This window comes from Lysobacter soli, from assembly GCF_009755585.1.
In the GTDB taxonomy this organism is placed as follows: domain Bacteria; phylum Pseudomonadota; class Gammaproteobacteria; order Xanthomonadales; family Xanthomonadaceae; genus Lysobacter_J; species Lysobacter_J soli.
On sequence record NZ_CP046603.1, the window covers coordinates 1,060,035 to 1,085,771 of the forward strand.

Below are 25,737 nucleotides of genomic sequence, written 5' to 3' on the forward strand. Positions count from 1 at the left end.
GTATACCGTCCTAAAGCGAGAGTCGACTGTCATGGCCAAGGGTAAGTTTGAGCGCACCAAGCCGCACGTGAACGTGGGCACGATCGGTCACGTCGACCACGGCAAGACCACGCTGACGGCGGCACTGACGAAGGTGGGTGCGGAGCGTTTCGGCGGCGAGTTCAAGGCGTACGACGCGATCGACGCGGCGCCGGAAGAGAAGGCGCGCGGCATCACGATCTCGACGGCGCACGTCGAGTACGAAAGCCCGACGCGCCACTACGCGCACGTGGACTGCCCGGGCCACGCCGACTACGTGAAGAACATGATCACGGGTGCGGCGCAGATGGACGGCGCGATCCTGGTGTGCTCGGCCGCTGACGGCCCGATGCCGCAGACGCGCGAGCACATCCTGCTGTCGCGCCAGGTGGGCGTGCCGTACATCGTCGTGTTCCTGAACAAGGCCGACATGGTGGACGACGCCGAGCTGCTGGAGCTCGTCGAGATGGAAGTGCGCGAGCTGCTGAGCAAGTACGAGTTCCCGGGCGACGACACCCCGATCATCCACGGTTCGGCCCGTCTGGCGCTGGAAGGCGACCAGTCGGAGATCGGCGTGCCGGCGATCCTGAAGCTGGTGGAAGCGCTGGACACGTTCATCCCGGAACCGCAGCGTGACGTCGACAAGCCGTTCCTGATGCCGGTGGAAGACGTGTTCTCGATCTCGGGCCGCGGCACCGTGGTGACCGGTCGTATCGAGCGCGGCATCATCAAGGTCGGCGACGAAATCGAAATCGTCGGCATCCGTCCGACGCAGAAGACGACGGTCACCGGCGTCGAGATGTTCCGCAAGCTGCTCGACCAGGGTCAGGCGGGCGACAACGCCGGTCTGCTGCTGCGCGGCACCAAGCGTGACGACGTCGAGCGCGGCCAGGTGCTGGCCAAGCCGGGTTCGATCACGCCGCACACCACGTTCGAAGCCGAGGTGTACGTGCTGTCGAAGGACGAAGGCGGCCGTCACACGCCGTTCTTCAAGGGCTACCGCCCGCAGTTCTACTTCCGCACCACCGACATCACCGGTGCGGTCGAGCTGCCGGAAGGCGTCGAGATGGTCATGCCGGGCGACAACATCAAGATGGTCGTCACGCTGATCAACCCGGTCGCGATGGACGAAGGCCTGCGCTTCGCGATCCGCGAAGGCGGCCGCACCGTCGGCGCCGGCGTCGTGGCGAAGATCCTGAAGTAATAAAACCCGCCCCGTGCGCCTTAGGCGCGCGGGGCACTCCCGCTTCAGCGGGATCCGACGACCCGGACGCGCCCTGCGGCCGGGCGACGCCGGAAAGGCAGCAGGGCGGACTTCGGTCCGCCTTTGCCGTCTGAGAAAGCCCTACACTAGTTCCATACGCCAGTAGCTCAATTGGCAGAGCAGCGGTCTCCAAAACCGCAGGTTGGGGGTTCGAGTCCCTCCTGGCGTGCCACCCATGCGGGTCCTCCGCAGAAGTCCGGTCAGACGTGGTCGGTCTTTACCCACAACAGACGCGGCCTGGCTGCCGCGCGATGGATCGGATGAACAGCAAGGTCGAACAACCCGGATCCGCCTCCGCCGGCGATATCGTCAAGTACGCACTCGCCGTGCTGCTCGTCGCCGCTGGCGTTGCCGCGTACATCTATTTCGACCAGTGGGCGGGCCCGCTCCGCGCGCTGGCCGTTGCTGCCGGCCTGGTCCTCGCCGCCGTCGTGTTCCTGACCAGCGGTAAGGGTCTGCAGACCCGCGAGTTCCTCTCGGAGTCGCGCTTCGAGCTGCGCAAGGTGGTCTGGCCGACGCGCCAGGAAGCCATGCGCACGACGTGGGTGGTGATCATTGCCGTGGCAGTGCTCAGCCTGATCCTCGCCGCCATGGACCTGTTCATCCAGTTCCTGGTCAAGTTGATTCTGGGGCAGTAAACAAATGACCGAAGTGCACAAGCGCTGGTACGTGGTCCACGCCTATTCGGGCTTCGAGAAGTCCGTGGCCCAGACGCTGCGCGACCGCATCGTCCGCGACGGCATGCAGGACAAGTTCGGCGAAGTGCTCGTCCCGACCGAAGAAGTGGTCGAGATGCGTTCCGGCCAGAAGCGCCGCTCCGAGCGCAAGTTCTTCCCGGGCTACGTCCTGGTCCAGATCGCCACCCATGACGAAGCGGGTATCCCGCGCATGGACAACGAGAGCTGGCACCTGGTCAAGGAAACCCCGAAGGTGATGGGCTTCATCGGCGGCACCGCCGATCGCCCGCTCCCGATCGCCGACCGTGAAGCCGATGCCATCCTGCAGCGTGTTCAGGAAGGTGTGGAGAAGCCGAAGCCGAAGGTCCTGTTCGAGCCGGGCGAGATGGTCCGCGTCATCGACGGCCCGTTCAACGACTTCAACGGCGTGGTCGAGGAAATCAACTACGAGAAGAGCCGCCTGCGCGTCGCAGTGCTGATCTTCGGCCGCTCGACCCCGGTCGAGCTGGAATTCGGCCAGGTCGAAAAGGCCTAAAACCCTGCTATACTTGCCGGCTCGCTGCCTTGGGCGCGGGCCGGAACGCCGGCCGCCTTGGGGCGGCCGTTGCCGTGTCAGCGGCATATCCAGATCCAACGTGATGTCGGGACACGTGATTTTCCCGGCGCGATGGGGAGCCTGACGTCCAGGCGCTTGCACCCGGAGAGAGAGCAATGGCTAAGAAAGTAGTTGGTTACATCAAGCTGCAGGTGAAGGCCGGTCAGGCCAACCCCTCGCCGCCGGTCGGCCCGGCCCTGGGTCAGCGCGGCCTGAACATCATGGAGTTCTGCAAGGCCTTCAACGCCGCGACCTCCAAGCTTGAGCCGGGTCTTCCGACCCCGGTCATCATTACCGCGTACTCCGACCGTACGTTCACCTTCGTCACCAAGTCGACCCCGGCTTCGGTGCTGCTGAAGAAGGCCGTGGGCATCACCTCCGGCTCCAAGCGCCCGAACACCGAGAAGGTGGGCAAGGTCACCCGTGCCCAGCTGGAAGCCATCGCCAAGCAGAAGGAAGCCGACCTGACGGCGGCTGACCTGGATGCGGCGGTGAAGACGATTGCGGGTTCGGCCCGCAGCATGGGCCTGGTGGTGGAGGGTTAAGACATGGCAATGACCAAGCGCGAAAAGGCCATCAAGGCCGCCGTCGTTCCGGGCAAGGCGTACGCCTTCGACGAAGCGATCAAGATCATCAAGTCCGCCACCAAGGCCAAGTTCGTCGAGTCCGTCGACGTGGCCGTGCGCCTGGGCGTGGACGCGAAGAAGTCCGACCAGCAGGTCCGCGGTTCGACCGTGCTGCCGGCCGGTACCGGCAAGTCCGTGCGCGTGGCGGTGTTCGCCCCCGCCGGCGCGAAGGCTGACGAAGCCCTGGCTGCTGGCGCCGAAGCCGTCGGTATGGACGACCTGGCCGAGAAGATGATGGCCGGCGACCTGAACTACGACGTCGTCATCGCCACGCCGGACGCCATGCGCGTCGTCGGCAAGCTGGGCCAGGTGCTCGGCCCGCGCGGCCTGATGCCGAACCCGAAGGTCGGTACCGTCTCGCCGAACCCGGCCGAAGCGGTCAAGAACGCCAAGGGCGGCCAGGTGCGTTACCGCACCGACAAGGCCGGCATCATCCACTGCACCATCGGCAAGGCCTCGTTCGAAGACGCCTCGCTGAAGGACAACCTGCACGCCCTGCTGCTCGACCTGATCAAGGCCAAGCCGGCGACCGCGAAGGGTCAGTACCTGCAGAAGATCTCGATCAGCTCGACCATGGGTCCCGGCGTGACCGTGGACCAGGCTTCGCTGACGCTGAAGTGATGTAGCGACGTCCTCGCGCTTCGCGCGAGGACGTCCGATGAATCAAACGTCCCCGATCCGCGCGTCGAATCGACGGACGAAACTTTTGAGGGCGTCGCAAGGACTCCGGTCCGCGCGGCAGCCGTCAAAGACCGCAGGTGCGGTCAGCGCCTACCGGCGACGGGCACGGATGCTCGACATGGCAGGGAATCGCCGTCGGTGGAAGCGGGGCTGCTTAATCCGGACCTTTCCGGGTCGGCCTGCGTAGATGGTGCCTTCTGGAAATCTTTCTGGATTGGCCACCACCGGGATGCTTCGACATCCCCGGCGCCAGGGATCAGGTGCCGCCCAGGACCGCAAGCGGCTGGAGCCGTGAGCGGAGTTCATTTGGAGGAGTGCAATGGCTCTCAATCTGTCCCAGAAGCAAGAAGTAGTCGCCGAACTGGCGGAAGTCGCTTCGAAGGCGCACTCCTTGGTCGCTGCCGAGTACGCAGGCACCACGGTCAGTCAGATGACCGCGATGCGCAAGAAGGCTCGCGAAACCGGTGTGTTCTTGAAGGTTGCAAAGAACACGCTGGCTGCGCGCGCCGTCGAAGGTACCGACTTCGAGTGCACGAAGGATGCACTGGTCGGTCCGCTGCTGTATGCGTTCTCGTCGGAAGACCCCGGTGCTGCCGGGCGTCTGATCAAGGAATTCGCCAAGACCAACGACAAGCTGCAGGCGAAGGTCGTTTCCATCGACGGCAAGCTCTTTCCGGGCGAGCACGTCGAGTTCCTCGCTGCCCTGCCGACCCGCGAACAGGCCCTGGCCATGCTGGCCCGCGTCCTGGCCGAGCCGGTCACCATGTTTGGCCGTGCCGTCAAGGCCGTGGCCGACAAGCAGGGTGGTGGCGAAGAAGCAACTGCCGAGGCCGCAGCCGAGCCGGCATAAGCCGCTCGTCGATGCGACTGAACCGATTCGTACGTTCAAATATTTCCAGAGGTTAACAACATGTCCCTTACCAACGAACAGATCGTCGACGCCGTTGCCGGCATGACCATCAGCCAGGTCATGGACCTGGTCAAGGCGATCGAAGACAAGTTCGGCGTCTCCGCCGCTGCCCCGGTCATGATGGCCGCTGGCCCGGCCGCTGCCGGCCCGGCCGTCGAAGAGCAGACCGAGTTCAACGTCATCCTGAAGGATGCCGGTGCGAAGAAGGTCGACGTCATCAAGGCCGTCCGCGCCATCACGGGCCTGGGTCTGAAGGAAGCGAAGGACCTGACCGAAGCCGGTGGCGTCGTGAAGGAAGGCGCTTCGAAGGAAGAAGCCGACAAGTTCAAGAAGGAACTCGAGGCCGCTGGCGCGACCGTCGAGCTGAAGTAAGCAGTACCCGCGTCGCCAGCTCTTGACCGAGAGCGCAGTACCGGCGACCACCTGAAGGCTGGGGACGAAAGTCCCCGGCCTTTGGCCGTTCCAGAGGGAATGCGGAATTTCAGGTTCCCTGCAACAGAGAAAACCCAACCGAGTTGGTAGTTGGAAGCAGCACTAGAGGGCGTGCGGGTGCCGGCAATACCCGCGGCTTCCAACTGACAGTTCATTCCCCTGAGGGGTCGAGTTTCGAGCCAAACGGAAACGCCGCAAGCGCAGCACGTCAGTCCGACCGGAATGACATCGCCCGCAAGCCCCGCGAATCCGCCCTCGATCCGATTCTTCGATCCAGAGAAAACCGAGGCGGCAGCTCATCATGACCACGGCTTCCACGACGAATTATTCGTTCACCGAAAAGAAGCGCATCCGCAAGGACTTCGGCAAGCGCAAGTCGATCCTTGAAGTGCCCTTCCTGCTGGCCATCCAGGTCGATTCCTACCGCGAGTTCCTGCAGGAACACACCGATCCGGCCAAGCGTGCCGATCGCGGCCTCCATGCCGCGCTGAAGTCGGTGTTCCCGATCGTCAGCTACAGCGGCAACGCTGCGCTGGAGTATGTCGGCTACAAGCTCGGCGAACCCCCGTTCGACGAGCGCGAGTGCCGCAACCGCGGCCTCTCCTACGGCGCGCCGCTGCGCGTGACCGTGCGCCTGGTGATCTACGACCGCGAGTCGTCGACCAAGGCCATCAAGTACGTGAAGGAGCAGGAGGTCTACATGGGCGAGATCCCGCTCATGACCGAAAACGGCACCTTCATCGTCAACGGCACCGAGCGCGTCATCGTCTCGCAGCTGCACCGCTCGCCGGGCGTGTTCTTCGACCACGACCGTGGCAAGACGCACAGCTCGGGCAAGCTGCTGTACAGCGCCCGCATCATTCCCTACCGCGGTTCGTGGCTGGACTTCGAGTTCGACCCGAAGGACGCGCTGTTCACCCGTATCGACCGTCGCCGCAAGTTGCCGGTGACCGTGCTGCTGCGTGCGCTCGGTTACAACAACGAGGAAATGCTGCGCGAGTTCTTCGAGGTCAACACGTTCCACATCGATCCGAACGAAGGCGTGCAGCTGGAGCTCGTGCCGGAGCGCCTGCGTGGCGAAACGCTGAACTTCGACCTCGCCGACGGCGAGAAGGTCATCGTCGAAGCCGGCCGCCGCATCACCGCTCGCCACGTCAAGCAGCTTGAGCAGGCCGGCGTGGCCGCGCTCGCCGTGCCGGACGAATACCTGGTCGGCCGCATCCTGTCGCATGACGTCGTCGACACGAAGTCCGGCGAACTGCTGGCTACGGCCAACGACGAGATCACCGAAGACCATCTGGTCGCCTTCCGCAAGGCGGGCATCGAAACCGTCGGCACGTTGTGGGTGAACGACCTCGATCGCGGTGCGTACCTCTCGCACACCCTGCGCATCGACGCGACCAAGACGCAGCTGGAAGCGCTGGTCGAGATCTACCGCATGATGCGTCCGGGCGAGCCGCCGACCAAGGACGCCGCTCAGAACCTGTTCCACAACCTGTTCTTCACCTTCGAGCGCTACGACCTGTCGGCCGTGGGTCGCATGAAGTTCAACCGTCGCCTTGGCCGCAAGGAAACCGAGGGCGCGTCGGTGCTGTACGACGCCAAGTACTTCGCCGAGCGCAAGGACGAAGAGTCCGTGCGCCTGCGTGGCGAGTGCGGCAACACGTCGGACATCCTCGACGTCATCCGCGTGCTGACCGAGATCCGCAACGGTCGCGGCACCGTCGACGACATCGACCACCTGGGCAACCGTCGCGTGCGTTCGGTCGGCGAAATGGCCGAGAACGTGTTCCGCGTCGGCCTGGTCCGCGTCGAGCGCGCCGTGAAGGAGCGCCTGTCGATGGCCGAGTCCGAAGGCCTGACGCCGCAGGAACTCATCAACGCCAAGCCGGTGGCTGCCGCGATCAAGGAGTTCTTCGGCTCCTCGCAGCTGTCGCAGTTCATGGACCAGAACAACCCGCTGTCGGAAGTCACGCACAAGCGTCGCGTGTCGGCCCTCGGCCCGGGCGGCCTGACCCGTGAGCGCGCCGGCTTCGAAGTGCGCGACGTGCACCCGACCCATTACGGCCGCGTCTGCACCATCGAGACGCCGGAAGGCCCGAACATCGGCCTGATCAACTCGCTGGCCGTGTTCGCACGCACCAACAAGTACGGCTTCCTCGAGACGCCGTACCGCAAGGTCGTGGACGGCCGCGTGACCGACGACGTCGAGTACCTGTCGGCGATCGAAGAGAACGAGTACGTCATCGCGCAGGCCAACGCGCCGCAGGACGAGAAGGGCACGATCACCGCCCAGTTCGTCGCGTGCCGTTACCAGGGCGAGTCGATGCTGCGTCCGCCGAACGAGATCCACTTCATGGACGTCTCGCCGATGCAGACCGTGTCGGTCGCGGCGGCGCTGGTTCCGTTCCTCGAGCATGACGACGCCAACCGCGCACTGATGGGCGCGAACATGCAGCGCCAGGCCGTGCCGACGCTGCGTGCGCAGAAGCCGCTGGTCGGCACCGGCATCGAGCGCGCCGTGGCGCGCGACTCGGGCGTGACGGTGAACGCGCGTCGCGGCGGCGTGATCGAGCAGATCGACGCGGGCCGCATCGTGGTGAAGGTGAACGAGTCGGAGATCGTCGGTGAGACCGACGCCGGCGTCGACATCTACACGCTGATCAAGTACACGCGTTCGAACCAGAACACCTGCATCAACCAGCGTCCGCTGGTCAACGTGGGCGACGTGGTCGCGCGCGGCGACGTGCTGGCCGACGGTCCGTCGACGGACATCGGCGAGCTCGCGCTCGGCCAGAACATGCTGGTCGCGTTCATGCCGTGGAACGGCTACAACTTCGAAGACTCGATCCTGCTCTCCGAGCGCGTGGTCGAGCAGGATCGTTACACCACGATCCACATCGAAGAGCTGACCTGCGTCGCGCGCGACACCAAGCTGGGTCCGGAGGAAATCTCCGCCGACATCCCGAACGTCTCCGAGCAGGCGCTGAACCGCCTCGACGAGTCGGGCGTGGTGTACATCGGCGCCGAAGTGCGTGCGGGCGACATCCTCGTCGGCAAGGTCACGCCGAAGGGCGAGAGCCAGCTGACGCCGGAAGAAAAGCTGCTCCGCGCGATCTTCGGCGAGAAGGCGTCCGACGTTAAGGACAGCTCGCTGCGCGTGCCGCCGGGCATGGACGGCACCGTCATCGACGTGCAGGTCTTCACCCGCGACGGCATCGAGAAGGACAAGCGCGCCCGCCAGATCGAGGAATCGGAAATCCGTCGCGTCAAGAAGGACTTCGACGACCAGTTCCGCATCCTCGAAGCGGCGATCTACGACCGCCTGAAGTCGCAGCTCGTCGGCCGCATCGCCAACGGCGGCGGTGGCCTGAAGAAGGGCGACACCGTCACCTCGCTGGTGCTCGATGGCCTGTCGCGCAAGGACTGGTTCACGCTGCGCATGAAGGACGACGAAGCCGTCGAGGCGATCGAGCGCGCGCAGAAGCAGATCGAAGTGCACAAGGCGGAGTTCGAGAAGCGCTTCGCCGACAAGCGCGGCAAGATCACCCAGGGCGACGACCTCGCTCCGGGCGTGCTGAAGATGGTGAAGGTGTTCCTCGCGGTGAAGCGCCGCATCCAGCCGGGCGACAAGATGGCCGGCCGTCACGGCAACAAGGGTGTCGTGTCGACCATCGTGCCGGTGCAGGACATGCCGTACGCGGCCGACGGCCAGACCGTCGACATCGTCCTGAACCCGCTGGGCGTGCCGTCGCGTATGAACATCGGCCAGATCCTCGAAGTGCATCTGGGCTGGGCCGCCAAGGGCCTGGGCCAGAAGATCCAGCGCATGCTGGAAGCACAGCAGGCGATCGGCGAGCTGCGCAAGTTCCTCAACGACATCTACAACCACGACAACTCGGTGGTGGGTGAGCGCGTCGACCTGACGCAGTTCACCGACGAGGAACTGCTGCGTCTGGCGAAAAACCTCACCGACGGCGTGCCGATGGCGACGCCGGTGTTCGACGGTGCGGCCGAGTCGGAGATCAAGCGCATGCTGGAACTGGCAGACCTTCCGTCCAGCGGCCAGACCGAACTGTTCGACGGTCGCACCGGCGAAGCGTTCGAGCGCAAGGTCACCGTCGGCTACATGCACATGCTGAAGCTGAACCACCTGGTCGACGACAAGATGCACGCGCGTTCGACCGGTCCGTACTCGCTCGTCACCCAGCAGCCGCTGGGCGGCAAGGCGCAGTTCGGCGGCCAGCGTTTCGGCGAAATGGAAGTCTGGGCGCTGGAAGCCTACGGCGCGGCCTACACCCTGCAGGAAATGCTGACGGTGAAGTCCGACGACGTGCAGGGCCGCAACCAGATGTACAAGAACATCGTCGACGGCGAGTACGAGATGGTGGCCGGCATGCCGGAGTCCTTCAACGTCCTGGTGAAGGAAATCCGCTCGCTCGCGATCAACATGGAGCTGGAAGAAAACTGATCGGCTGGCGGGAAGCGCCGCGGAACGCGCGCTTCCCGCTGCATTGATTAAGCGATCTACAGCCCATCGACGAATTCCTCCGATTGGAGAAAGACATGAAAGATTTGCTCAACCTCTTCAACCAGCAGCGCACGGCGATCGACTTCGACGCCATCAAGATCGCGCTGGCTTCGCCGGACCTGATCCGTTCGTGGTCCTACGGCGAAGTGAAGAAGCCGGAAACCATCAACTACCGCACCTTCAAGCCCGAGCGCGACGGCCTGTTCTGCGCCGCGATCTTCGGGCCGATCAAGGACTACGAGTGCCTGTGCGGCAAGTACAAGCGCATGAAGCACCGCGGTGTGGTGTGCGAGAAGTGCGGCACGGAAGTGACGCTGGCCAAGGTGCGTCGCGAGCGCATGGGCCACATCGACCTGGCCTCGCCGGTCGCGCACATCTGGTTCCTGAAGTCGCTCCCGTCCCGCATCGGCCTGATGCTGGACATGACGCTGCGCGACATCGAACGCATCCTGTACTTCGAAGCCTACGTGGTGACGGAGCCGGGCCTGACCGCGCTCGAGCGCGGCACGCTGCTCACCGAAGAGCAGTTCCTGCAGGCGCGCCAGGAGCACGGCGATGACTTCGAGGCCGCGATGGGCGCCGAAGCCGTCTACGAGCTGCTGCGCACGATCGACCTGCAGTCGGAAATGGTCACGCTGAAGGAAGAGATCGCCGCGACCAACAGCGAAACCAAGCTCAAGCGCCTCACCAAGCGCATCAAGCTGGTCGAAGCCTTCCTCGAATCCGGCAACCGTCCGGAGTGGATGGTCATGACCGTGCTGCCGGTGCTGCCGCCGGACCTGCGCCCGCTGGTTCCGCTGGACGGCGGCCGCTTCGCGACCTCCGACCTGAACGACCTGTACCGCCGCGTCATCAACCGCAACAACCGCCTGCGTCGCCTGCTCGAACTCAACGCGCCCGACATCATCGTGCGCAACGAGAAGCGCATGCTGCAGGAATCGGTCGACGCGCTGATGGACAACGGCCGTCGCGGCCGTGCCATCACCGGCACCAACAAGCGCCCGCTCAAGTCGCTCGCCGACATGATCAAGGGCAAGCAGGGTCGCTTCCGCCAGAACCTGCTCGGCAAGCGCGTGGACTACTCGGGCCGTTCGGTCATCGTGGTCGGTCCGACCCTGCGCCTGCACGAGTGCGGCCTGCCGAAGAAGATGGCGCTGGAGCTGTTCAAGCCCTTCATCTTCGCCAAGCTGCAGCGCCGTGGCCTGGCCACGACCATCAAGGCCGCCAAGAAGCTCGTCGAGCGCGAAGAGGCCGAGGTGTGGGACATCCTCGAAGAGGTGATCCGCGAGCATCCGGTCCTGCTGAATCGCGCGCCGACGCTGCACCGCCTGGGCATCCAGGCGTTCGAGCCGGTGCTGATCGAAGGCAAGGCGATCCAGCTGCATCCGCTGGTCTGCACCGCGTTCAACGCCGACTTCGACGGTGACCAGATGGCCGTCCACGTGCCGCTCTCGCTGGAAGCCCAGCTGGAAGCGCGTGCGCTGATGATGGCGTCGAACAACATCCTGTCGCCGGCGAACGGCGAGCCGATCATCGTGCCGTCGCAGGACGTCGTGCTCGGCCTGTACTACATGACCCGCGCCCTGGAGAACAAGGCGGGCGAGGGCATGGCGTTCGCGAACGTCGCCGAAGTGAAGCGCGCCTACGACAACCGCGTCGTGCAGCTGCACGCCAAGTGCAAGGTGCGCATCACCGAGACGGTGAAGAACGAGGACGGCACCACCGAGCAGAAGACCTCGATCGTCGACACGACCGTGGGCCGCGCCCTGCTGCGTGAAATCCTGCCGGAAGGCCTGCCGTTCGCACTGGCCAACGTCGAGCTGACCAAGAAGAACATCAGCCGCCTGATCAACTCGTGCTATCGCATGCTCGGCCTGAAGGACACGGTCGTGTTCGCCGACAAGCTGATGTACACCGGCTTCGGCTACGCAACGCGGGCCGGCGTGTCGATCGGCATCGACGACATGCTCATCCCGGTCGAGAAGAAGGGCATCCTGGACGAGGCCGAGGCCGAAGTCCTGGAAATCCAGGAGCAGTACCAGTCGGGCCTGGTCACCGCCGGCGAGCGCTACAACAAGGTCGTCGACATCTGGTCGCGCACGAACGAGCGCGTGGCCAAGGCGATGATGGACGCGATCGGCACCGAGAAGGTGCAGAACGCGAAGGGCGAGACCATCGACCAGAAGTCGATGAACTCGATCTACATCATGGCCGACTCCGGCGCGCGTGGTTCGCAGGCGCAGATCCGTCAGCTGGCGGGTATGCGCGGCCTGATGGCCAAGCCCGACGGCTCGATCATCGAGACGCCGATCACCGCGAACTTCCGCGAAGGCCTGAACGTCCTCCAGTACTTCATCTCGACCCACGGTGCCCGTAAGGGTCTGGCCGATACCGCGCTGAAGACGGCGAACTCGGGTTACCTGACCCGTCGCCTCGTCGACGTGGCGCAGGACGTGGTGATCACCGAAACCGATTGCGGCACGTTCGAAGGTCTGACGATGACCCCGATCGTAGAAGGCGGCGACGTGGTCGAACCGCTGCGCGACCGCGTGCTGGGTCGCGTCGTGGCCGAGGACGTGTTCCTGCCGGGCAACGACGACGAGCCGATCGTGACGCGCAACACCCTGCTCGACGAAGCCTGGGTGCAGAAGCTCGAGGACGCGAGCGTCCAGTCGATCAAGGTGCGCTCGACGATCACCTGCTCCAGCTCGTTCGGCGTGTGCGCGCACTGCTACGGTCGCGACCTGGGTCGCGGTCACCTGGTCAACCACGGCGAAGCGGTCGGCGTCGTCGCCGCGCAGTCGATCGGCGAGCCGGGTACGCAGCTGACGATGCGTACGTTCCACATCGGTGGCGCGGCGTCGCGTGCGGCGGCCATCGACAACGTCACGGTCAAGACCACCGGTACGATCAAGTTCAACAACCTCAAGCACGTCGAGCACGCCACGGGCAACCTGGTGGCGGTCTCGCGTTCGGGCGAACTGTCGGTGCTCGACGGCCACGGCCGCGAGCGTGAGCGCTACAAGCTGCCGTACGGTGCGACCGTCAACGTGAAGGACGGCGCGGACATCAAGGCTGGCCAGACGGTCGCCAACTGGGATCCGCATAACCACCCGATCGTGTCGGAAGTGGCAGGTTTCGTGCGCTTCATCGACTTCGTCGACGGCGTCACCGTCATCGAGAAGACGGACGAACTGACCGGCCTGGCCTCGCGCGAGATCACCGATCCGAAGCGTCGCGGTTCGCAGGGCAAGGACCTGCGTCCGATCGTCCGCATCGTCGACAAGAACGGCAAGGACCTGTCCATCCCGGGTACCGACCTGCCGGCGCAGTACCTGCTGCCCCCGCGCTCGATCGTCAACCTGCAGGACGGCGCGCCGGTGGGCGTGGGCGACGTGGTCGCGAAGATCCCGCAGGAAGCGTCGAAGACCCGCGACATCACGGGCGGTCTGCCGCGCGTGGCCGACCTGTTCGAAGCCCGCAAGCCGAAGGATCCGGCCGTGCTGGCCGAGCGTTCGGGCATCGTGTCGTTCGGCAAGGACACCAAGGGCAAGCAGCGCCTGATCATCAAGGACACCGACGGCAACGAGCACGAAGAGCTCATTCCGAAGTACCGCCAGATCATCGTGTTCGAAGGCGAGCACGTGGAGAAGGGCGAGACCGTGGTGGACGGCGAGCCGAGCCCGCAGGACATCCTGCGCCTGCTGGGTGTCGAGCCGCTGGCCGTGTACCTGACGAAGGAAATCCAGGACGTCTACCGCCTGCAGGGCGTGAAGATCAACGACAAGCACATCGAGGTGATCGTTCGCCAGATGCTGCGCAAGGTCGAGATCACCGACCAGGGCGACAGCAAGTTCCTCAACGGCGAGCAGATCGAGCGTCAGCGCCTCATCGAGGAGAACGCACGCCTGGCCGCCCGCGGCGAGATCGTGGCCGGCTTCGAGCCTGTCCTGCTGGGCATCACCAAGGCCTCGCTGGCGACCGAGTCGTTCATCTCGGCGGCTTCCTTCCAGGAAACCACGCGCGTGCTGACCGAGGCCGCCGTGCGCGGTACCCGCGACGGCCTGCGTGGCCTGAAGGAGAACGTGATCGTGGGTCGCCTGATCCCGGCGGGTACGGGTCTGGCATACCACACCCAGCGCCGCCGCGGTGCCACGGGCCTGACGGAGTCGGAACTGGAGGCGCTTGCCACGCCGGTGACGACCGCCGCCGAGCCCGCGGCCGAAACGGCTGACGTGCAGGGCGAGGAGTCCAGCGCTTCGTAAGGAGTGCATGCCGGGCGGGTTCCCACCCGCCCGGTTTGCCGGTACAATTCCGGCGCTTTCGCGGACCCTCGTGGTCCGCCCAGATCACGAAATGAGGTCGCAACGGATGCGCCTCGTGTTCGGCCCAGGAAGGGCGGGATCGCAGTGAAGCCCATGCGTTGTGCCGCCATTGCGGCCGGGCAGGGCATCCGGTTTAGTCCGCGTTGACGGTAACGTCAGGCGCGGGCTATACTTTTTCGTCTCGGTATGCCGGGTTGTTCCGGCGTGCCGTTTGTGTTTTTCCACGGGCCGTACGGCCTTCCTCAAAGAGTTCCAGATGGCGACGATCAATCAGCTGGTCCGCAAGCCGCGGCAGGCGACCACCTACAAGAGCGCCTCGCCGGCGCTCGCGAACTGCCCGCAGCGTCGTGGCGTTTGCACCCGCGTGTACACCACCACCCCGAAGAAGCCCAACTCGGCGCTGCGCAAGGTGGCCAAGGTTCGCCTCACCAACGGTTACGAGGTCATCTCGTACATCGGCGGCGAAGGTCACAACCTGCAGGAGCACTCGGTCGTGCTGATCCGCGGCGGCCGCGTCAAGGACCTGCCGGGTGTGCGTTACCACACCGTGCGCGGTTCGCTCGATGCCGCCGGCGTGACCAAGCGTCGCCAGAGCCGCTCCAAGTACGGCGCCAAGCGTCCGAAGTCCTAATCCGGTCGGTCGCTACAACGGCCCTTCGTACAAGAATCACAGAATAGGTACGCACCATGTCGCGTAAAGGTTCCACCCCCCAGCGTTCGGTCCTGCCGGACCCCAAGCACGGCAGCGAGACCATCGCCCGTTTCATCAACATGGTCATGCAGAGCGGCAAGAAGTCGGTCGCCGAGAAGATCGTCTACGGCGCGATGGATGTCATCGGCGAGAAGAACCCGAACGCCCTCGAGCTCGTCGAGAAGGCGCTCGGCAACGTGTCTCCGGCCGTGGAAGTGAAGTCGCGTCGCGTCGGCGGCGCCACCTACCAGGTGCCGGTCGAAGTGCGCTCCTCGCGCCGCATGGCGCTCGCGATGCGCTGGCTGATCGAGTCGGCCCGCAAGCGCGGTGAAAACACCATGCCGCGCAAGCTCGCGGCGGAACTGCTGGACGCCTCGGAAAACCGCGGCGGCGCCATCAAGAAGCGCGAAGAAACCCACCGCATGGCGGAAGCGAACAAGGCGTTCGCTCACTACCGCTGGTGATCTGAGCGAGGCGACCCCATATCGGGGTCGCCGGCCCCGGCAGCCTACTGAGCTGCCGCGGCGGCAAAAGAGCCGCCATGCGAACCGGACGCCGGCCCAGTGCCGGCATCTGGCCATCTGGAATTCCAAAATTTACGAGAGGGTCCCGTGGCTCGCACCACTCCCATCGAGCGTTACCGCAACTTCGGCATCATGGCCCACATCGATGCCGGCAAGACCACCACGTCCGAACGCATCCTGTTCTACACCGGTGTCAGCCACAAGATCGGCGAAGTGCACGAAGGTGCCGCGACGATGGACTGGATGGAGCAGGAGCAGGAGCGCGGCATCACGATCACGTCGGCCGCGACGACCGCGTTCTGGAAGGGCATGGACAAGTCCCTGCCGGAGCACCGCTTCAACATCATCGATACCCCCGGGCACGTCGACTTCACCATCGAAGTCGAGCGTTCGCTGCGCGTGCTCGACGGCGCGGTGTTCGTGCTGTGCGCCGTCGGTGGCGTGCAGCCGCAGTCCGAGACCGTGTGGCGCCAGGCCAACAAGTACTCGGTGCCGCGCATGGCGTTCGTCAACAAGATGGACCGCACCGGTGCCAACTTCGACAAGGTCGTTGAGCAGCTGAAGGCCCGTCTGGGCGCGTACGCCGTGCCGATGCAGGTGCCGATCGGCGCCGAAGACGGCTTCGAAGGCGTTATCGACCTGCTCAAGATGAAGGCCATCCATTGGGATGTCGCCTCGCAGGGCACGAAGTTCGAGTACCGCGAGATCCCGGCCGAGCTCCAGGCGAAGTCCGAGGCTGCGCGCAGCTTCATGGTCGAAGCCGCTGCCGAAGCGAACGAAGCGCTGATGGACAAGTACCTGTCCGAAGGCGAACTGACGGAGGCCGAGATCATCGCCGGCCTGCGCGAGCGCACCCTGCGCGTTGAAATCGTGCCGGTGTTCTGCGGCTCGGCGTTCAAGAACAAGGGTGTGCAGGCCATGCTCGACGGCGTGATCAACCTGCTGCCGTCGCCGGCCGATCGTCCGCCGGTCCAGGGCATCGACGAGAACGAGAAGGAAGACAGCCGCAAGGCGTCGGATTCCGAGCCGTTCTCCGCGCTCGCGTTCAAGATCATGACCGACCCGTTCGTCGGCGCGCTGACGTTCTTCCGCGTCTATTCGGGCGTGCTGAACTCGGGCGACCAGGTGTTCAACCCGGTCAAGTCGAAGAAGGAGCGCATCGGCCGCATCCTGCAGATGCACGCCAACCAGCGCGACGAAATCAAGGAAGTCCGCGCGGGCGACATCGCCGCGGCCGTTGGCCTGAAGGACGTGACGACCGGCGACACGCTGTGCTCGGGCGATCACATCATCACCCTTGAGCGCATGACGTTCCCGGAGCCCGTCATCTCGATGGCGGTCGAGCCGAAGACGAAGTCGGACCAGGAAAAGATGGGCATGGCCCTGTCGCGTCTCGCGCAGGAAGATCCCTCGTTCCGCGTCCGTACCGACGAGGAATCGGGTCAGACCATCATCGCCGGCATGGGCGAGCTGCACCTGGACATCATCGTCGACCGCATGCGTCGCGAGTTCAACGTGGAAGCGAACGTCGGCAAGCCGCAGGTGGCCTACCGCGAAACGATCCGCAAGTCGGACGTCAAGTCGGACTACAAGCACGCCAAGCAGTCGGGTGGTAAGGGTCAGTACGGTCACGTCGTGATCGAGCTGTCGCCGATGACCGAGGCTGATCGCGCCAATCCGGACGTCGAGAACGATTTCCTGTTCGTCAACGACATCACCGGCGGCGTGATCCCGAAGGAATTCATCCCGGCGGTCGAGAAGGGCCTGCGCGAAACCATCACCAGCGGTCCGCTGGCTGGCTTCCCGGTCGTGAACGTCAAGGTCAAGCTCGTCTTCGGTTCGTACCACGACGTCGACTCGTCCGAAATGGCGTTCAAGCTCGCTTCGTCGATGGCCTTCAAGGAAGGCTTCCGCAAGGCCGATCCGGTCCTGCTGGAGCCGATGATGAAGGTCGAGATCGTGACGCCGGAAGACTATGTCGGCGACGTCATGGGCGACGTGAGCCGCCGTCGTGGCCTGCTGTCCGGTCAGGACGACAGCCCGTCGGGCAAGGTCATCAACGCGATGGTGCCGCTGGGCGAAATGTTCGGCTACGCGACCTCGCTGCGTTCGATGTCGCAGGGCCGCGCCACGTTCACGATGGAATTCGACCACTACGCCGAAGCGCCCACCAACATCGCCGACGCGGTGATGAAGAAGGGCGGCTGATAGCCGGATCCGGATGCCGGCCCCGCCGGCATCCGTCACGCCAGATCAACTAGCAACAACTTTTTAAAGAGAGATAGCCATGGCCAAGGGTAAGTTTGAGCGCACCAAGCCGCACGTGAACGTGGGCACGATCGGTCACGTCGACCACGGCAAGACCACGCTGACGGCGGCACTGACGAAGGTGGGTGCGGAGCGTTTCGGCGGCGAGTTCAAGGCGTACGACGCGATCGACGCGGCGCCGGAAGAGAAGGCGCGCGGCATCACGATCTCGACGGCGCACGTCGAGTACGAAAGCCCGACGCGCCACTACGCGCACGTGGACTGCCCGGGCCACGCCGACTACGTGAAGAACATGATCACGGGTGCGGCGCAGATGGACGGCGCGATCCTGGTGTGCTCGGCCGCTGACGGCCCGATGCCGCAGACGCGCGAGCACATCCTGCTGTCGCGCCAGGTGGGCGTGCCGTACATCGTCGTGTTCCTGAACAAGGCCGACATGGTGGACGACGCCGAGCTGCTGGAGCTCGTCGAGATGGAAGTGCGCGAGCTGCTGAGCAAGTACGAGTTCCCGGGCGACGACACCCCGATCATCCACGGTTCGGCCCGTCTGGCGCTGGAAGGCGACCAGTCGGAGATCGGCGTGCCGGCGATCCTGAAGCTGGTGGAAGCGCTGGACACGTTCATCCCGGAACCGCAGCGTGACGTCGACAAGCCGTTCCTGATGCCGGTGGAAGACGTGTTCTCGATCTCGGGCCGCGGCACCGTGGTGACCGGTCGTATCGAGCGCGGCATCATCAAGGTCGGCGACGAAATCGAAATCGTCGGCATCCGTCCGACGCAGAAGACGACGGTCACCGGCGTCGAGATGTTCCGCAAGCTGCTCGACCAGGGTCAGGCGGGCGACAACGCCGGTCTGCTGCTGCGCGGCACCAAGCGTGACGACGTCGAGCGCGGCCAGGTGCTGGCCAAGCCGGGTTCGATCACGCCGCACACCACGTTCGAAGCCGAGGTGTACGTGCTGTCGAAGGACGAAGGCGGCCGTCACACGCCGTTCTTCAAGGGCTACCGCCCGCAGTTCTACTTCCGCACCACCGACATCACCGGTGCGGTCGAGCTGCCGGAAGGCGTCGAGATGGTCATGCCGGGCGACAACATCAAGATGGTCGTCACGCTGATCAACCCGGTCGCGATGGACGAAGGCCTGCGCTTCGCGATCCGCGAAGGCGGCCGCACCGTCGGCGCCGGCGTCGTGGCGAAGATCCTGAAGTAATGAACGAAGCCCGGCGCCTCGCGCGCCGGGCTTTGTCTTGTCGGACCCGGTGCTTGCACAGGCTGTGGATCTCCGATTAGAATGCAAGACCACTGCGGCGCCTTCCTTCGGGAAGGGGTCGCAACCAGCGAAATGAGGTGCAGGAAGCGCCTCGTGTTCGCCAGACAGGGACATGTCGCACGGCGCGCTCCGTACGTTCCGGGCCTTCGGGCTTCCAAGGAACGCTAAACGGGGCTCTTCGTGCGTTCTACTCCGTCTGGGCGGGCCGGGTGACCGGTCTGCCTTGTTTTTTGAGGCATGGAAGCTCCGGGGCGAGGGTGCAGCTCCGGGGTATTTGCATTTTTTCAGGGGTACGGCACACCCAGAGGCCGGCCCGTCGCTCTTTTAACCAAGGAATTCCGTCATGGCGGACCAAAAGATCCGAATCCGGCTCAAAGCGTACGATCATCGCCTGATCGACCGCTCGGCCAGCGAGATCGTCGAGACGGCTAAGCGCACCGGTGCCCAGGTCAAGGGCCCGATTCCGCTGCCGACCAAGATCGAGCGCTACACCATTCTCGTTTCGCCGCACGCCGACAAGGACGCGCGCGACCAGTACGAGACCCGCACGCACAAGCGCGTGCTCGACATCGTCGATCCGAATGACAAGACCGTGGACGCGCTGATGAAGCTCGAACTCGCGGCTGGCGTCGACGTCCAGATCAAGCTGACCTGAGGCTCCCACCATGACCGCGAAGAAGTATTCGTTGGGCATCGTCGGTCGCAAGGCCGGCATGAGCCGTTTCTTCACTGAAGACGGCAAGTCGGTTCCGGTGACGCTGATCGAAGCGACCCCGAACCGCATCACCCAGATCAAGACCGACGACACCGACGGCTACAGCGCCGTGCAGGTCACCGTCGGCGTGCGCCGCGCCGCGCTCGTCAACAAGCCGGAAGCCGGTCACCTCGCCAAGGCGAAGGTCGAAGCCGGTCGTGGCCTGTGGGAGCTGCGCGTGGAAGCCGACCAGATCGGTGGCTTTGAAGTGGGCGGCGAGATCAAGGCCGACATCTTCAGCGCCGGCCAGCTGGTCGACGTCCAGGGCGTGACGAAGGGCAAGGGCTTCCAGGGCACGATCAAGCGCTGGAACTTCACGATGGGCGACGCGACGCACGGTAACTCGCTGTCGCACCGTTCGCCGGGCTCCATCGGTCAGCGCCAGACGCCGGGCCGTGTGTTCCCGGGCAAGAAGATGTCCGGCCACATGGGCGACGAAACCCAGACCACGCAGCGCCTGGAAGTGGTGAAGGTCGACGCCGAGCGCGGCCTGATCGCCATCAAGGGTGCCGTGCCGGGTGCGCCGGGTGGCGACGTCATCGTGCGTCCCTCGAGCAAGGCATAAGGAGAGATGACGATGGAACTCGCCATCACCAACAGCAGCAAGACTGTGTCGGTTTCCGACGCGATCTTCGGCCGCGAATTCAGCGAAGACCTGGTCCACCAGGTTGTCGTTGCGTATCGCAACGCCGGTCGCGCCGGCACCAAGGCGCAGAAGACCCGTTCTGAAGTCAACGGTACGACCAAGAAGTCGAAGAAGCAGAAGGGCGGCGGTGCGCGTCATGGCGCGCTGACGGCTCCGATCTTCGTCGGCGGCGGCGTGACCTTCGCGGCCAAGCCGCGCAGCTTCGCGCAGAAGGTCAACCGCAAGATGTACCGCGCCGCGATGGCCGCGATCCTGTCCGAGCTGAACCGCCAGGGCCGCATCAAGGTTGTCGAGTCGTTCGATCTGGACGCTCCGAAGACCTCGGGCCTGATCTCCAAGCTGAAGGGCCTGGAAGTCGGTCGTCGTCCGCTGATCGTCACCGAAGACGCCACCGAGAACCTGTACCTCTCGGCGCGCAACCTGCCGTACGTCGAAGTGCGTGACGTCCAGGGCCTGGATCCGGTTTCCCTCGTGGGCGCCGACTCGGTCGTGGTCACCGCCGACGCGGTCAAGAAGATCGAGGAGTGGCTGGCATGAACGAGGCCAAGCTCTACAACATCATCCGTGCGCCGCGCGTGTCCGAAAAGACCGCCCGTCTGCAGGAAGTTTCCAACCAGTACGTCTTCGAAGTCGCGACGGACGCTACCAAGGCCGACATCAAGGTCGCCGTGGAAAAGCTGTTCGAAGTGAAGGTTGAAGCGGTTAACGTCGTGAACGTCAAGGGCAAGAACAAGTCCTTCCGTTTTCGCGCCGGTAGCCGCGGCAGCTGGCGCAAGGCGTACGTGACGCTGGCCGAAGGCCAGTCGATCGACGTGATGGCCAAGGCCTGAGGAAAGACCCATGGCATTGATGACTTTCAAGCCCACCTCCGCCGGCCGCCGCAGCGCGGTTCGCGTGGTGACCCCGGGCCTGCACAAGGGCGCGCCGCACGCGGCGCTCGTCGAGAAGCAGGGCAAGACCGGCGGTCGTAACCACCACGGCCGTATCACCACCCGTCACATCGGTGGTGGTCACAAGCAGCACTACCGCATCATCGACTTCAAGCGCGACAAGGAGGGCATCCCCGCCCGCGTCGAACGCATTGAATACGATCCGAACCGCACCGCGCACATCGCGCTGCTGTGCTACGTCGACGGTGAGCGCCGTTACATCATCGCCCCGAAGGGCCTGAAGGATGGCGACCAGGTGATCGCGGGCCGTGACGCCCCGATCCGCGTGGGCAACACCCTCCCGCTGACCAACGTTCCGGTCGGTACGACGGTGTGCTGCGTCGAAATGAAGCCGGGCAAGGGCGCCCAGCTGGCCCGCGCGGCCGGCGCCAGCGCCTACCTGGTCGCTCGCGAGCAGGGCTACGCCACGCTGCGTCTTCGCTCCGGCGAAATGCGCAAGGTGCCGGCCGAGTGCCGCGCCACCATCGGCGAAGTCGGCAACGACGAGCACAACCTCGAGAAGCTGGGCAAGGCCGGTGCGGCGCGTTGGCGCGGCATCAAGCCGACCGTCCGCGGTGCGGCCATGAACCCGGTCGACCACCCGCACGGCGGTGGTGAGGCCAAGGCCGGCCAGGGTAACCCGCATCCGGTCACCCCGTGGGGTGTGCCGACCAAGGGTTACAAGACCCGCAAGAACAAGCGCACCCAGCAGTTCATCGTGCGCGATCGCAGGAGCTAATCGGCCATGGCACGTTCACTGAAGAAAGGCCCGTTCGTCGACCATCACCTGATGAAGAAGGTGGAGACCGCGGGCAACAACAAGAAGCCGATCAAGACCTGGTCGCGTCGCTCGATGGTGCTGCCGGAGATGGTGGGTTTCACCATCGCGGTGCACAACGGCAAGAACCACATCCCGGTGCTGGTCAACGAAAACATGGTTGGCCACAAGCTTGGCGAGTTCGCCCTGACCCGTACGTTCAAGGGTCACGGCGGCGACAAGAAGTCGGGCAAGTAAGGAGATGACCATGGAAGCGAAAGCCATCCTGCGCACCGCGCGCATCTCCCCGCAGAAGGCCCGCCTGGTCGCTGACCAGGTGCGTGGTCTGTCGGCCGAGCGCGCCGTCAACCTGCTGAAGTTCTCGGACAAGAAGGCTGCCCACCTGATCAAGAAGGTGGTGGAGTCCGCGATTGCCAACGCCGAGAACAACCAGGGCGCCGACATCGACGAGCTCAAGGTCAAGACCATCATGGTGGACGAGGGTCCCGCACTGAAGCGCTTCATGGCGCGTGCGAAGGGCCGCGGCACCCGCATCCTCAAGCGCACCAGCCACATCACTGTGGTTGTGGGCGCGGGCAAGTAAGGCGGAGTCAGACAATGGGTCATAAAGTACATCCCACCGGCATCCGCCTGGGCATCGCCAAGGACTGGAACTCCAAGTGGTTTGCCAACAAGAAGCAGTACGCCGGTTTCCTGGCGGCGGACCTGAAGGTCCGTGATCTGCTGCGCAAGAAGCTGGCTCAGGCCGGCATCTCGAAGATCTTCATCGAGCGTCCGGCGAACAACGCCCGCGTGACGATCCACACCGCCCGTCCGGGCGTGGTGATCGGCAAGCGCGGCGAGGACATCGAGAAGCTGCGCAAGGAAGTGAGCGACGTGATGGGCGTTCCGGCGCACATCAACGTCACCGAGGTCCGCAAGCCGGAACTCGACGCGCAGCTGGTCGCCGAGTCGATCGCGCAGCAGCTCGAGCGCCGCATCATGTTCCGTCGCGCGATGAAGCGCGCCGTGGGCAATGCGATGCGCCTGGGCGCCCTGGGCATCAAGGTCAACGTGGGTGGCCGTCTGAACGGTGCGGAAATCGCGCGTTCGGAGTGGTACCGCGAAGGTCGCGTGCCGCTGCACACGCTGCGTGCCGACATCGACTACGGCTTCGCTGAAGCCAAGACGACCTACGGCATCATCGGCATCAAGGTCTGGATCTACAAGGGCGAGGTGTTCGACTTCTCGCAGGTGGGCCAGGAGAAGCAGGAAGAAGCGCCGCGTGCAGAGCGCAGCGAGCGTCCGGCCCGTCCGGCGCGCGCCAACCGCGAGGCGAGGGACTAAGCCATGTTGCAACCCAAGCGAACCAAGTACCGCAAGGTACACAAGGGCCGCAATGAAGGCCTGAGCTGGAACGGCAATGCCGTCAGCTTCGGCGAGTACGGCCTGAAGGCGACGGCGCACGGTCAGCTGACCGCGCGCCAGATCGAGGCCGCGCGTCGTTCCATCAGCCGCTACGTCAAGCGCGGCGGCAAGATGTGGATCCGCGTGTTCCCCGACAAGCCGATCACCAAGAAGCCGATCGAAGTCCGAATGGGCTCCGGTAAGGGCAACGTCGAGTACTGGGTCGCCCAGATCCAGCCCGGTCGCATGATTTACGAGATCGAAGGCGTGGCAGAGGACGTGGCGCGTGAAGCGTTCCGTCTGGCCGCCGCCAAGCTCTCGGTGACCACCACTTTCGTTACCCGGACGGTGCGCTAATGGAACTCAAGCAACTGCGCGAGAAGTCGGCCGACGAACTGAAGGCCCACCTGGCCGAGCTGCACAAGGAGAGCTTCGCCCTCCGCATGCAGAAGGCCACGGGCCAGCTCGCCAAGACCCATGAGTCCCGCCGCGTGCGCCGCGAGATCGCTCGCGTGAACATGCTGCTCGGCGAGAAGAAGTAAGGACCCTGTCATGACCGACAACAATACAGAGAAGGCTGTCCGCACGGTTGAAGGCCGGGTCGTCAGCAACAAGATGGACAAGACCGTCACCGTGCTCGTCGAGCGCCAGGTCAAGCACGCGCTGTACGGCAAGTACATCCGCCGCTCGACCAAGCTCCACGCCCACGACGCCGACAACGCCTGCAAGGAAGGCGATGTCGTGCGGGTGAAGGAAATTGCGCCGATGTCGAAGACCAAGAACTGGAGCGTGGTTGAGATCGTCAGCCGCGCGGCCGAATAAGAGGAGGCTGAGTCATGATCCAGATGCAGAGCTACCTCGATGTGGCTGACAACTCCGGTGCCAAGGAAGTGATGTGCATCAAGGTGCTGGGCGGCTCGAAGCGCCGTTACGCCGGCATCGGCGACATCATCAAGGTCACCGTCAAGGACGCGATCCCGCGCGGCAAGGTCAAGAAGGGCGACGTCTACGACGCCGTCGTCGTGCGCACCCGCAAGGGCGTGCGTCGTCCGGACGGTTCGCTGATCCGCTTCGACGGCAATGCCGCCGTGCTCCTGAACAACAAGCAGGAACCGATCGGTACCCGCATCTTCGGGCCTGTGACCCGCGAGCTGCGTACCGAGAAGTTCATGAAGATCGTCTCGCTCGCTCCTGAAGTGCTCTGAGCGGAGGAATTATATGAACCGTATCCGCAAGGGCGATCAGGTGATCGTCACCACCGGCAAGGACAAGGGCAAGAAGGGCGAAGTGGTGCGCGTGCTCGGCGAGAAGGTCGTCGTGTCGAACATCAACGTCGTCAAGCGCCACACCAAGCCGAACCCCCAGGCTGGCCAGCCGGGCGGCGTGGTCGAGCGCGAAGCGCCGATCCACATTTCCAACGTGATGCTCTTCAACCCGGCCACCGGCAAGGGTGAGCGCATTGCTTTCAAGGTGCTGGAGGATGGACGCAAACTGCGTGTGTTCCGCTCCAGCGGTGAGGCGGTTGACGCCTGAGGAATGCTGAAATGACCACCCGTCTCGAAAAGTTCTACAAGGACGAAGTCGTCCCGGCCCTGACCAAGAAGTTCGGTTACACGAACCCGATGGAAGTGCCGCGCCTGACCAAGATCACGATCAACATGGGCGTCGGCGAAGCCGCTACGAACAAGAAGATCCTGGAGAACGCGGTCGCCGACCTGACGAAGATTGCCGGCCAGAAGCCGATCGTGACCAAGTCCCGCGTGTCGGTGGCTTCGTTCAAGATCCGCGACGGCTGGCCGATCGGCTGCAAGGTGACGCTGCGTCGCGCCCACATGTTCGAGTTCCTCGACCGTCTGATCAACATCTCGCTGCCGCGCGTGCGTGACTTCCGCGGCGTGTCGGGTCGTTCGTTCGATGGCCGTGGCAACTACAACATGGGCGTCAAGGAACAGATCATCTTCCCGGAAATCGACTTCGACGCCGTCGACGCGATCCGCGGCATGGACATCGCGATCACCACGACCGCGAAGACCGACGCCGAAGCCAAGGCCCTGCTGGAAGCCTTCCGCTTCCCGTTCCGCAACTAACTCGAGGATTGAACAATGGCTAAGACCTCCATGGTCAACCGCGAGATCAAGCGGGCGAAGCTGGCCAAGCAGCACGGTGCCAAGCGCGAAGCGCTGAAGAAGATCATCTCCAGCCAGACCGCTTCGTACGAAGAGAAGCTGGACGCGGTCACCAAGCTGCAGAAGCTGCCGCGCGACTCCTCGCCGAGCCGCCAGCGCAACCGCTGCGAGCTGTCGGGCCGTCCGCGTGGCGTCTATCGCAAGTTCGGCCTCGGCCGCAACATGCTGCGCAAGGCGACCATGAACGGCGACGTTCCGGGTCTGCGCAAGGCCAGCTGGTAACACCGGGCGCCGGCAAGTCTGCTA

28 protein-coding genes and 1 tRNA gene are annotated in these 25,737 nt (G+C 64.5%); all 29 read left to right on the plus strand.

From position 1 onward, the window contains the following. Positions 1-31 precede the first annotated feature (31 nt). The 29 genes from tuf (GOY17_RS04900) (at position 32) to rpsN (ending at position 25,713) form a co-directional block, all read left to right on the plus strand. A complete protein-coding gene (gene tuf, locus GOY17_RS04900; protein ID WP_115843879.1) occupies positions 32-1,222 on the plus strand; it encodes an elongation factor Tu in 1,191 nt (396 codons plus the stop codon). 156 nt (positions 1,223-1,378) lie between these two features. Further along, positions 1,379-1,454: transfer RNA gene (locus GOY17_RS04905), tRNA-Trp, on the plus strand. 88 nt (positions 1,455-1,542) lie between these two features. Next, positions 1,543-1,920, plus strand: coding sequence for a preprotein translocase subunit SecE (secE, locus tag GOY17_RS04910; protein ID WP_115843981.1), 378 nt, complete (start codon positions 1,543-1,545; stop codon positions 1,918-1,920). 4 nt (positions 1,921-1,924) lie between these two features. Next, entirely contained in the window at positions 1,925-2,494 is a 570-nt protein-coding gene (gene nusG / locus GOY17_RS04915; RefSeq protein WP_115843897.1) for a transcription termination/antitermination protein NusG, read from the plus strand. Between the two features lie 176 nt (positions 2,495-2,670). Further along, positions 2,671-3,099, plus strand: a complete 429-nt coding sequence (gene rplK, locus GOY17_RS04920) for a 50S ribosomal protein L11 (RefSeq protein ID WP_115843895.1) — start codon at positions 2,671-2,673, stop codon at positions 3,097-3,099. A gap of 3 nt (positions 3,100-3,102) precedes the next feature. Further along, on the plus strand, positions 3,103-3,801 hold the full coding sequence (gene rplA / locus GOY17_RS04925; RefSeq protein WP_115843893.1) for a 50S ribosomal protein L1: 699 nt from the start codon (positions 3,103-3,105) through the stop codon (positions 3,799-3,801). Positions 3,802-4,180: 379 nt separating this feature from the next. Beyond that, complete coding sequence (rplJ, locus tag GOY17_RS04930) at positions 4,181-4,711, plus strand: 50S ribosomal protein L10 (RefSeq protein ID WP_115843891.1); 531 nt, start codon at positions 4,181-4,183, stop codon at positions 4,709-4,711. 60 nt (positions 4,712-4,771) lie between these two features. Continuing rightward, on the plus strand, positions 4,772-5,143 hold the full coding sequence (rplL, locus tag GOY17_RS04935) for a 50S ribosomal protein L7/L12 (protein ID WP_115843889.1): 372 nt from the start codon (positions 4,772-4,774) through the stop codon (positions 5,141-5,143). A 361-nt stretch (positions 5,144-5,504) separates the two neighbouring features. Beyond that, positions 5,505-9,674 (plus strand): DNA-directed RNA polymerase subunit beta, encoded by a 4,170-nt coding sequence (rpoB, locus tag GOY17_RS04940; protein WP_157029550.1) that lies wholly within the window; start codon positions 5,505-5,507, stop codon positions 9,672-9,674. Positions 9,675-9,769: 95 nt separating this feature from the next. Beyond that, positions 9,770-13,999: a DNA-directed RNA polymerase subunit beta' gene (gene rpoC, locus GOY17_RS04945; protein ID WP_115843885.1), complete on the plus strand. Its 4,230-nt coding sequence runs from the start codon at positions 9,770-9,772 to the stop codon at positions 13,997-13,999. A 316-nt stretch (positions 14,000-14,315) separates the two neighbouring features. Continuing rightward, the gene (rpsL, locus tag GOY17_RS04950; protein ID WP_115843883.1) at positions 14,316-14,690 is read left to right on the plus strand and encodes a 30S ribosomal protein S12; all 375 of its coding nucleotides are present in this window, start codon (positions 14,316-14,318) and stop codon (positions 14,688-14,690) included. Between the two features lie 56 nt (positions 14,691-14,746). Next, positions 14,747-15,214, plus strand: a complete 468-nt coding sequence (rpsG, locus tag GOY17_RS04955) for a 30S ribosomal protein S7 (protein ID WP_055902462.1) — start codon at positions 14,747-14,749, stop codon at positions 15,212-15,214. A 147-nt stretch (positions 15,215-15,361) separates the two neighbouring features. After that, positions 15,362-17,482: an elongation factor G gene (gene fusA / locus GOY17_RS04960; RefSeq protein ID WP_157029551.1), complete on the plus strand. Its 2,121-nt coding sequence runs from the start codon at positions 15,362-15,364 to the stop codon at positions 17,480-17,482. Between the two features lie 79 nt (positions 17,483-17,561). Continuing rightward, positions 17,562-18,752: an elongation factor Tu gene (gene tuf / locus GOY17_RS04965; protein WP_115843879.1), complete on the plus strand. Its 1,191-nt coding sequence runs from the start codon at positions 17,562-17,564 to the stop codon at positions 18,750-18,752. Positions 18,753-19,155: 403 nt separating this feature from the next. Continuing rightward, entirely contained in the window at positions 19,156-19,467 is a 312-nt protein-coding gene (rpsJ, locus tag GOY17_RS04970) for a 30S ribosomal protein S10 (protein WP_036137876.1), read from the plus strand. A 10-nt stretch (positions 19,468-19,477) separates the two neighbouring features. Then, the gene (rplC, locus tag GOY17_RS04975; RefSeq protein ID WP_115843877.1) at positions 19,478-20,131 is read left to right on the plus strand and encodes a 50S ribosomal protein L3; all 654 of its coding nucleotides are present in this window, start codon (positions 19,478-19,480) and stop codon (positions 20,129-20,131) included. Between the two features lie 12 nt (positions 20,132-20,143). Then, complete coding sequence (gene rplD, locus GOY17_RS04980; protein ID WP_157029552.1) at positions 20,144-20,749, plus strand: 50S ribosomal protein L4; 606 nt, start codon at positions 20,144-20,146, stop codon at positions 20,747-20,749. Then, positions 20,746-21,042, plus strand: coding sequence for a 50S ribosomal protein L23 (rplW, locus tag GOY17_RS04985; RefSeq protein ID WP_115843875.1), 297 nt, complete (start codon positions 20,746-20,748; stop codon positions 21,040-21,042). The genes rplD and rplW overlap by 4 nt, the downstream gene beginning before the upstream one ends. Before the next feature lie 10 nt (positions 21,043-21,052). Further along, complete coding sequence (gene rplB / locus GOY17_RS04990) at positions 21,053-21,880, plus strand: 50S ribosomal protein L2 (protein ID WP_115843872.1); 828 nt, start codon at positions 21,053-21,055, stop codon at positions 21,878-21,880. A gap of 6 nt (positions 21,881-21,886) precedes the next feature. Next, the gene (gene rpsS / locus GOY17_RS04995; RefSeq protein ID WP_057943874.1) at positions 21,887-22,156 is read left to right on the plus strand and encodes a 30S ribosomal protein S19; all 270 of its coding nucleotides are present in this window, start codon (positions 21,887-21,889) and stop codon (positions 22,154-22,156) included. 10 nt (positions 22,157-22,166) lie between these two features. Continuing rightward, positions 22,167-22,502, plus strand: coding sequence for a 50S ribosomal protein L22 (gene rplV, locus GOY17_RS05000; RefSeq protein ID WP_115843977.1), 336 nt, complete (start codon positions 22,167-22,169; stop codon positions 22,500-22,502). Between the two features lie 14 nt (positions 22,503-22,516). Beyond that, complete coding sequence (rpsC, locus tag GOY17_RS05005; protein WP_115843870.1) at positions 22,517-23,245, plus strand: 30S ribosomal protein S3; 729 nt, start codon at positions 22,517-22,519, stop codon at positions 23,243-23,245. A 3-nt stretch (positions 23,246-23,248) separates the two neighbouring features. Then, positions 23,249-23,662, plus strand: a complete 414-nt coding sequence (rplP, locus tag GOY17_RS05010) for a 50S ribosomal protein L16 (protein WP_055902334.1) — start codon at positions 23,249-23,251, stop codon at positions 23,660-23,662. Beyond that, positions 23,662-23,847: a 50S ribosomal protein L29 gene (gene rpmC / locus GOY17_RS05015; protein ID WP_115843868.1), complete on the plus strand. Its 186-nt coding sequence runs from the start codon at positions 23,662-23,664 to the stop codon at positions 23,845-23,847. Before rplP ends, rpmC begins: the two co-directional genes overlap by 1 nt. A 10-nt stretch (positions 23,848-23,857) precedes the next feature. Beyond that, positions 23,858-24,127 carry a 30S ribosomal protein S17 gene (rpsQ, locus tag GOY17_RS05020; protein WP_115843866.1) on the plus strand — a complete coding sequence of 90 codons (270 nt, stop codon included), beginning with the start codon at positions 23,858-23,860 and terminating at the stop codon, positions 24,125-24,127. 14 nt (positions 24,128-24,141) lie between these two features. Continuing rightward, positions 24,142-24,510, plus strand: a complete 369-nt coding sequence (gene rplN, locus GOY17_RS05025; RefSeq protein ID WP_056136003.1) for a 50S ribosomal protein L14 — start codon at positions 24,142-24,144, stop codon at positions 24,508-24,510. A 13-nt stretch (positions 24,511-24,523) separates the two neighbouring features. Then, positions 24,524-24,838, plus strand: coding sequence for a 50S ribosomal protein L24 (rplX, locus tag GOY17_RS05030; RefSeq protein ID WP_115843864.1), 315 nt, complete (start codon positions 24,524-24,526; stop codon positions 24,836-24,838). An 11-nt stretch (positions 24,839-24,849) separates the two neighbouring features. Beyond that, complete coding sequence (rplE, locus tag GOY17_RS05035; protein ID WP_115843862.1) at positions 24,850-25,392, plus strand: 50S ribosomal protein L5; 543 nt, start codon at positions 24,850-24,852, stop codon at positions 25,390-25,392. Between the two features lie 15 nt (positions 25,393-25,407). Next, complete coding sequence (rpsN, locus tag GOY17_RS05040) at positions 25,408-25,713, plus strand: 30S ribosomal protein S14 (RefSeq protein WP_115843859.1); 306 nt, start codon at positions 25,408-25,410, stop codon at positions 25,711-25,713. Positions 25,714-25,737 lie beyond the last annotated feature (24 nt).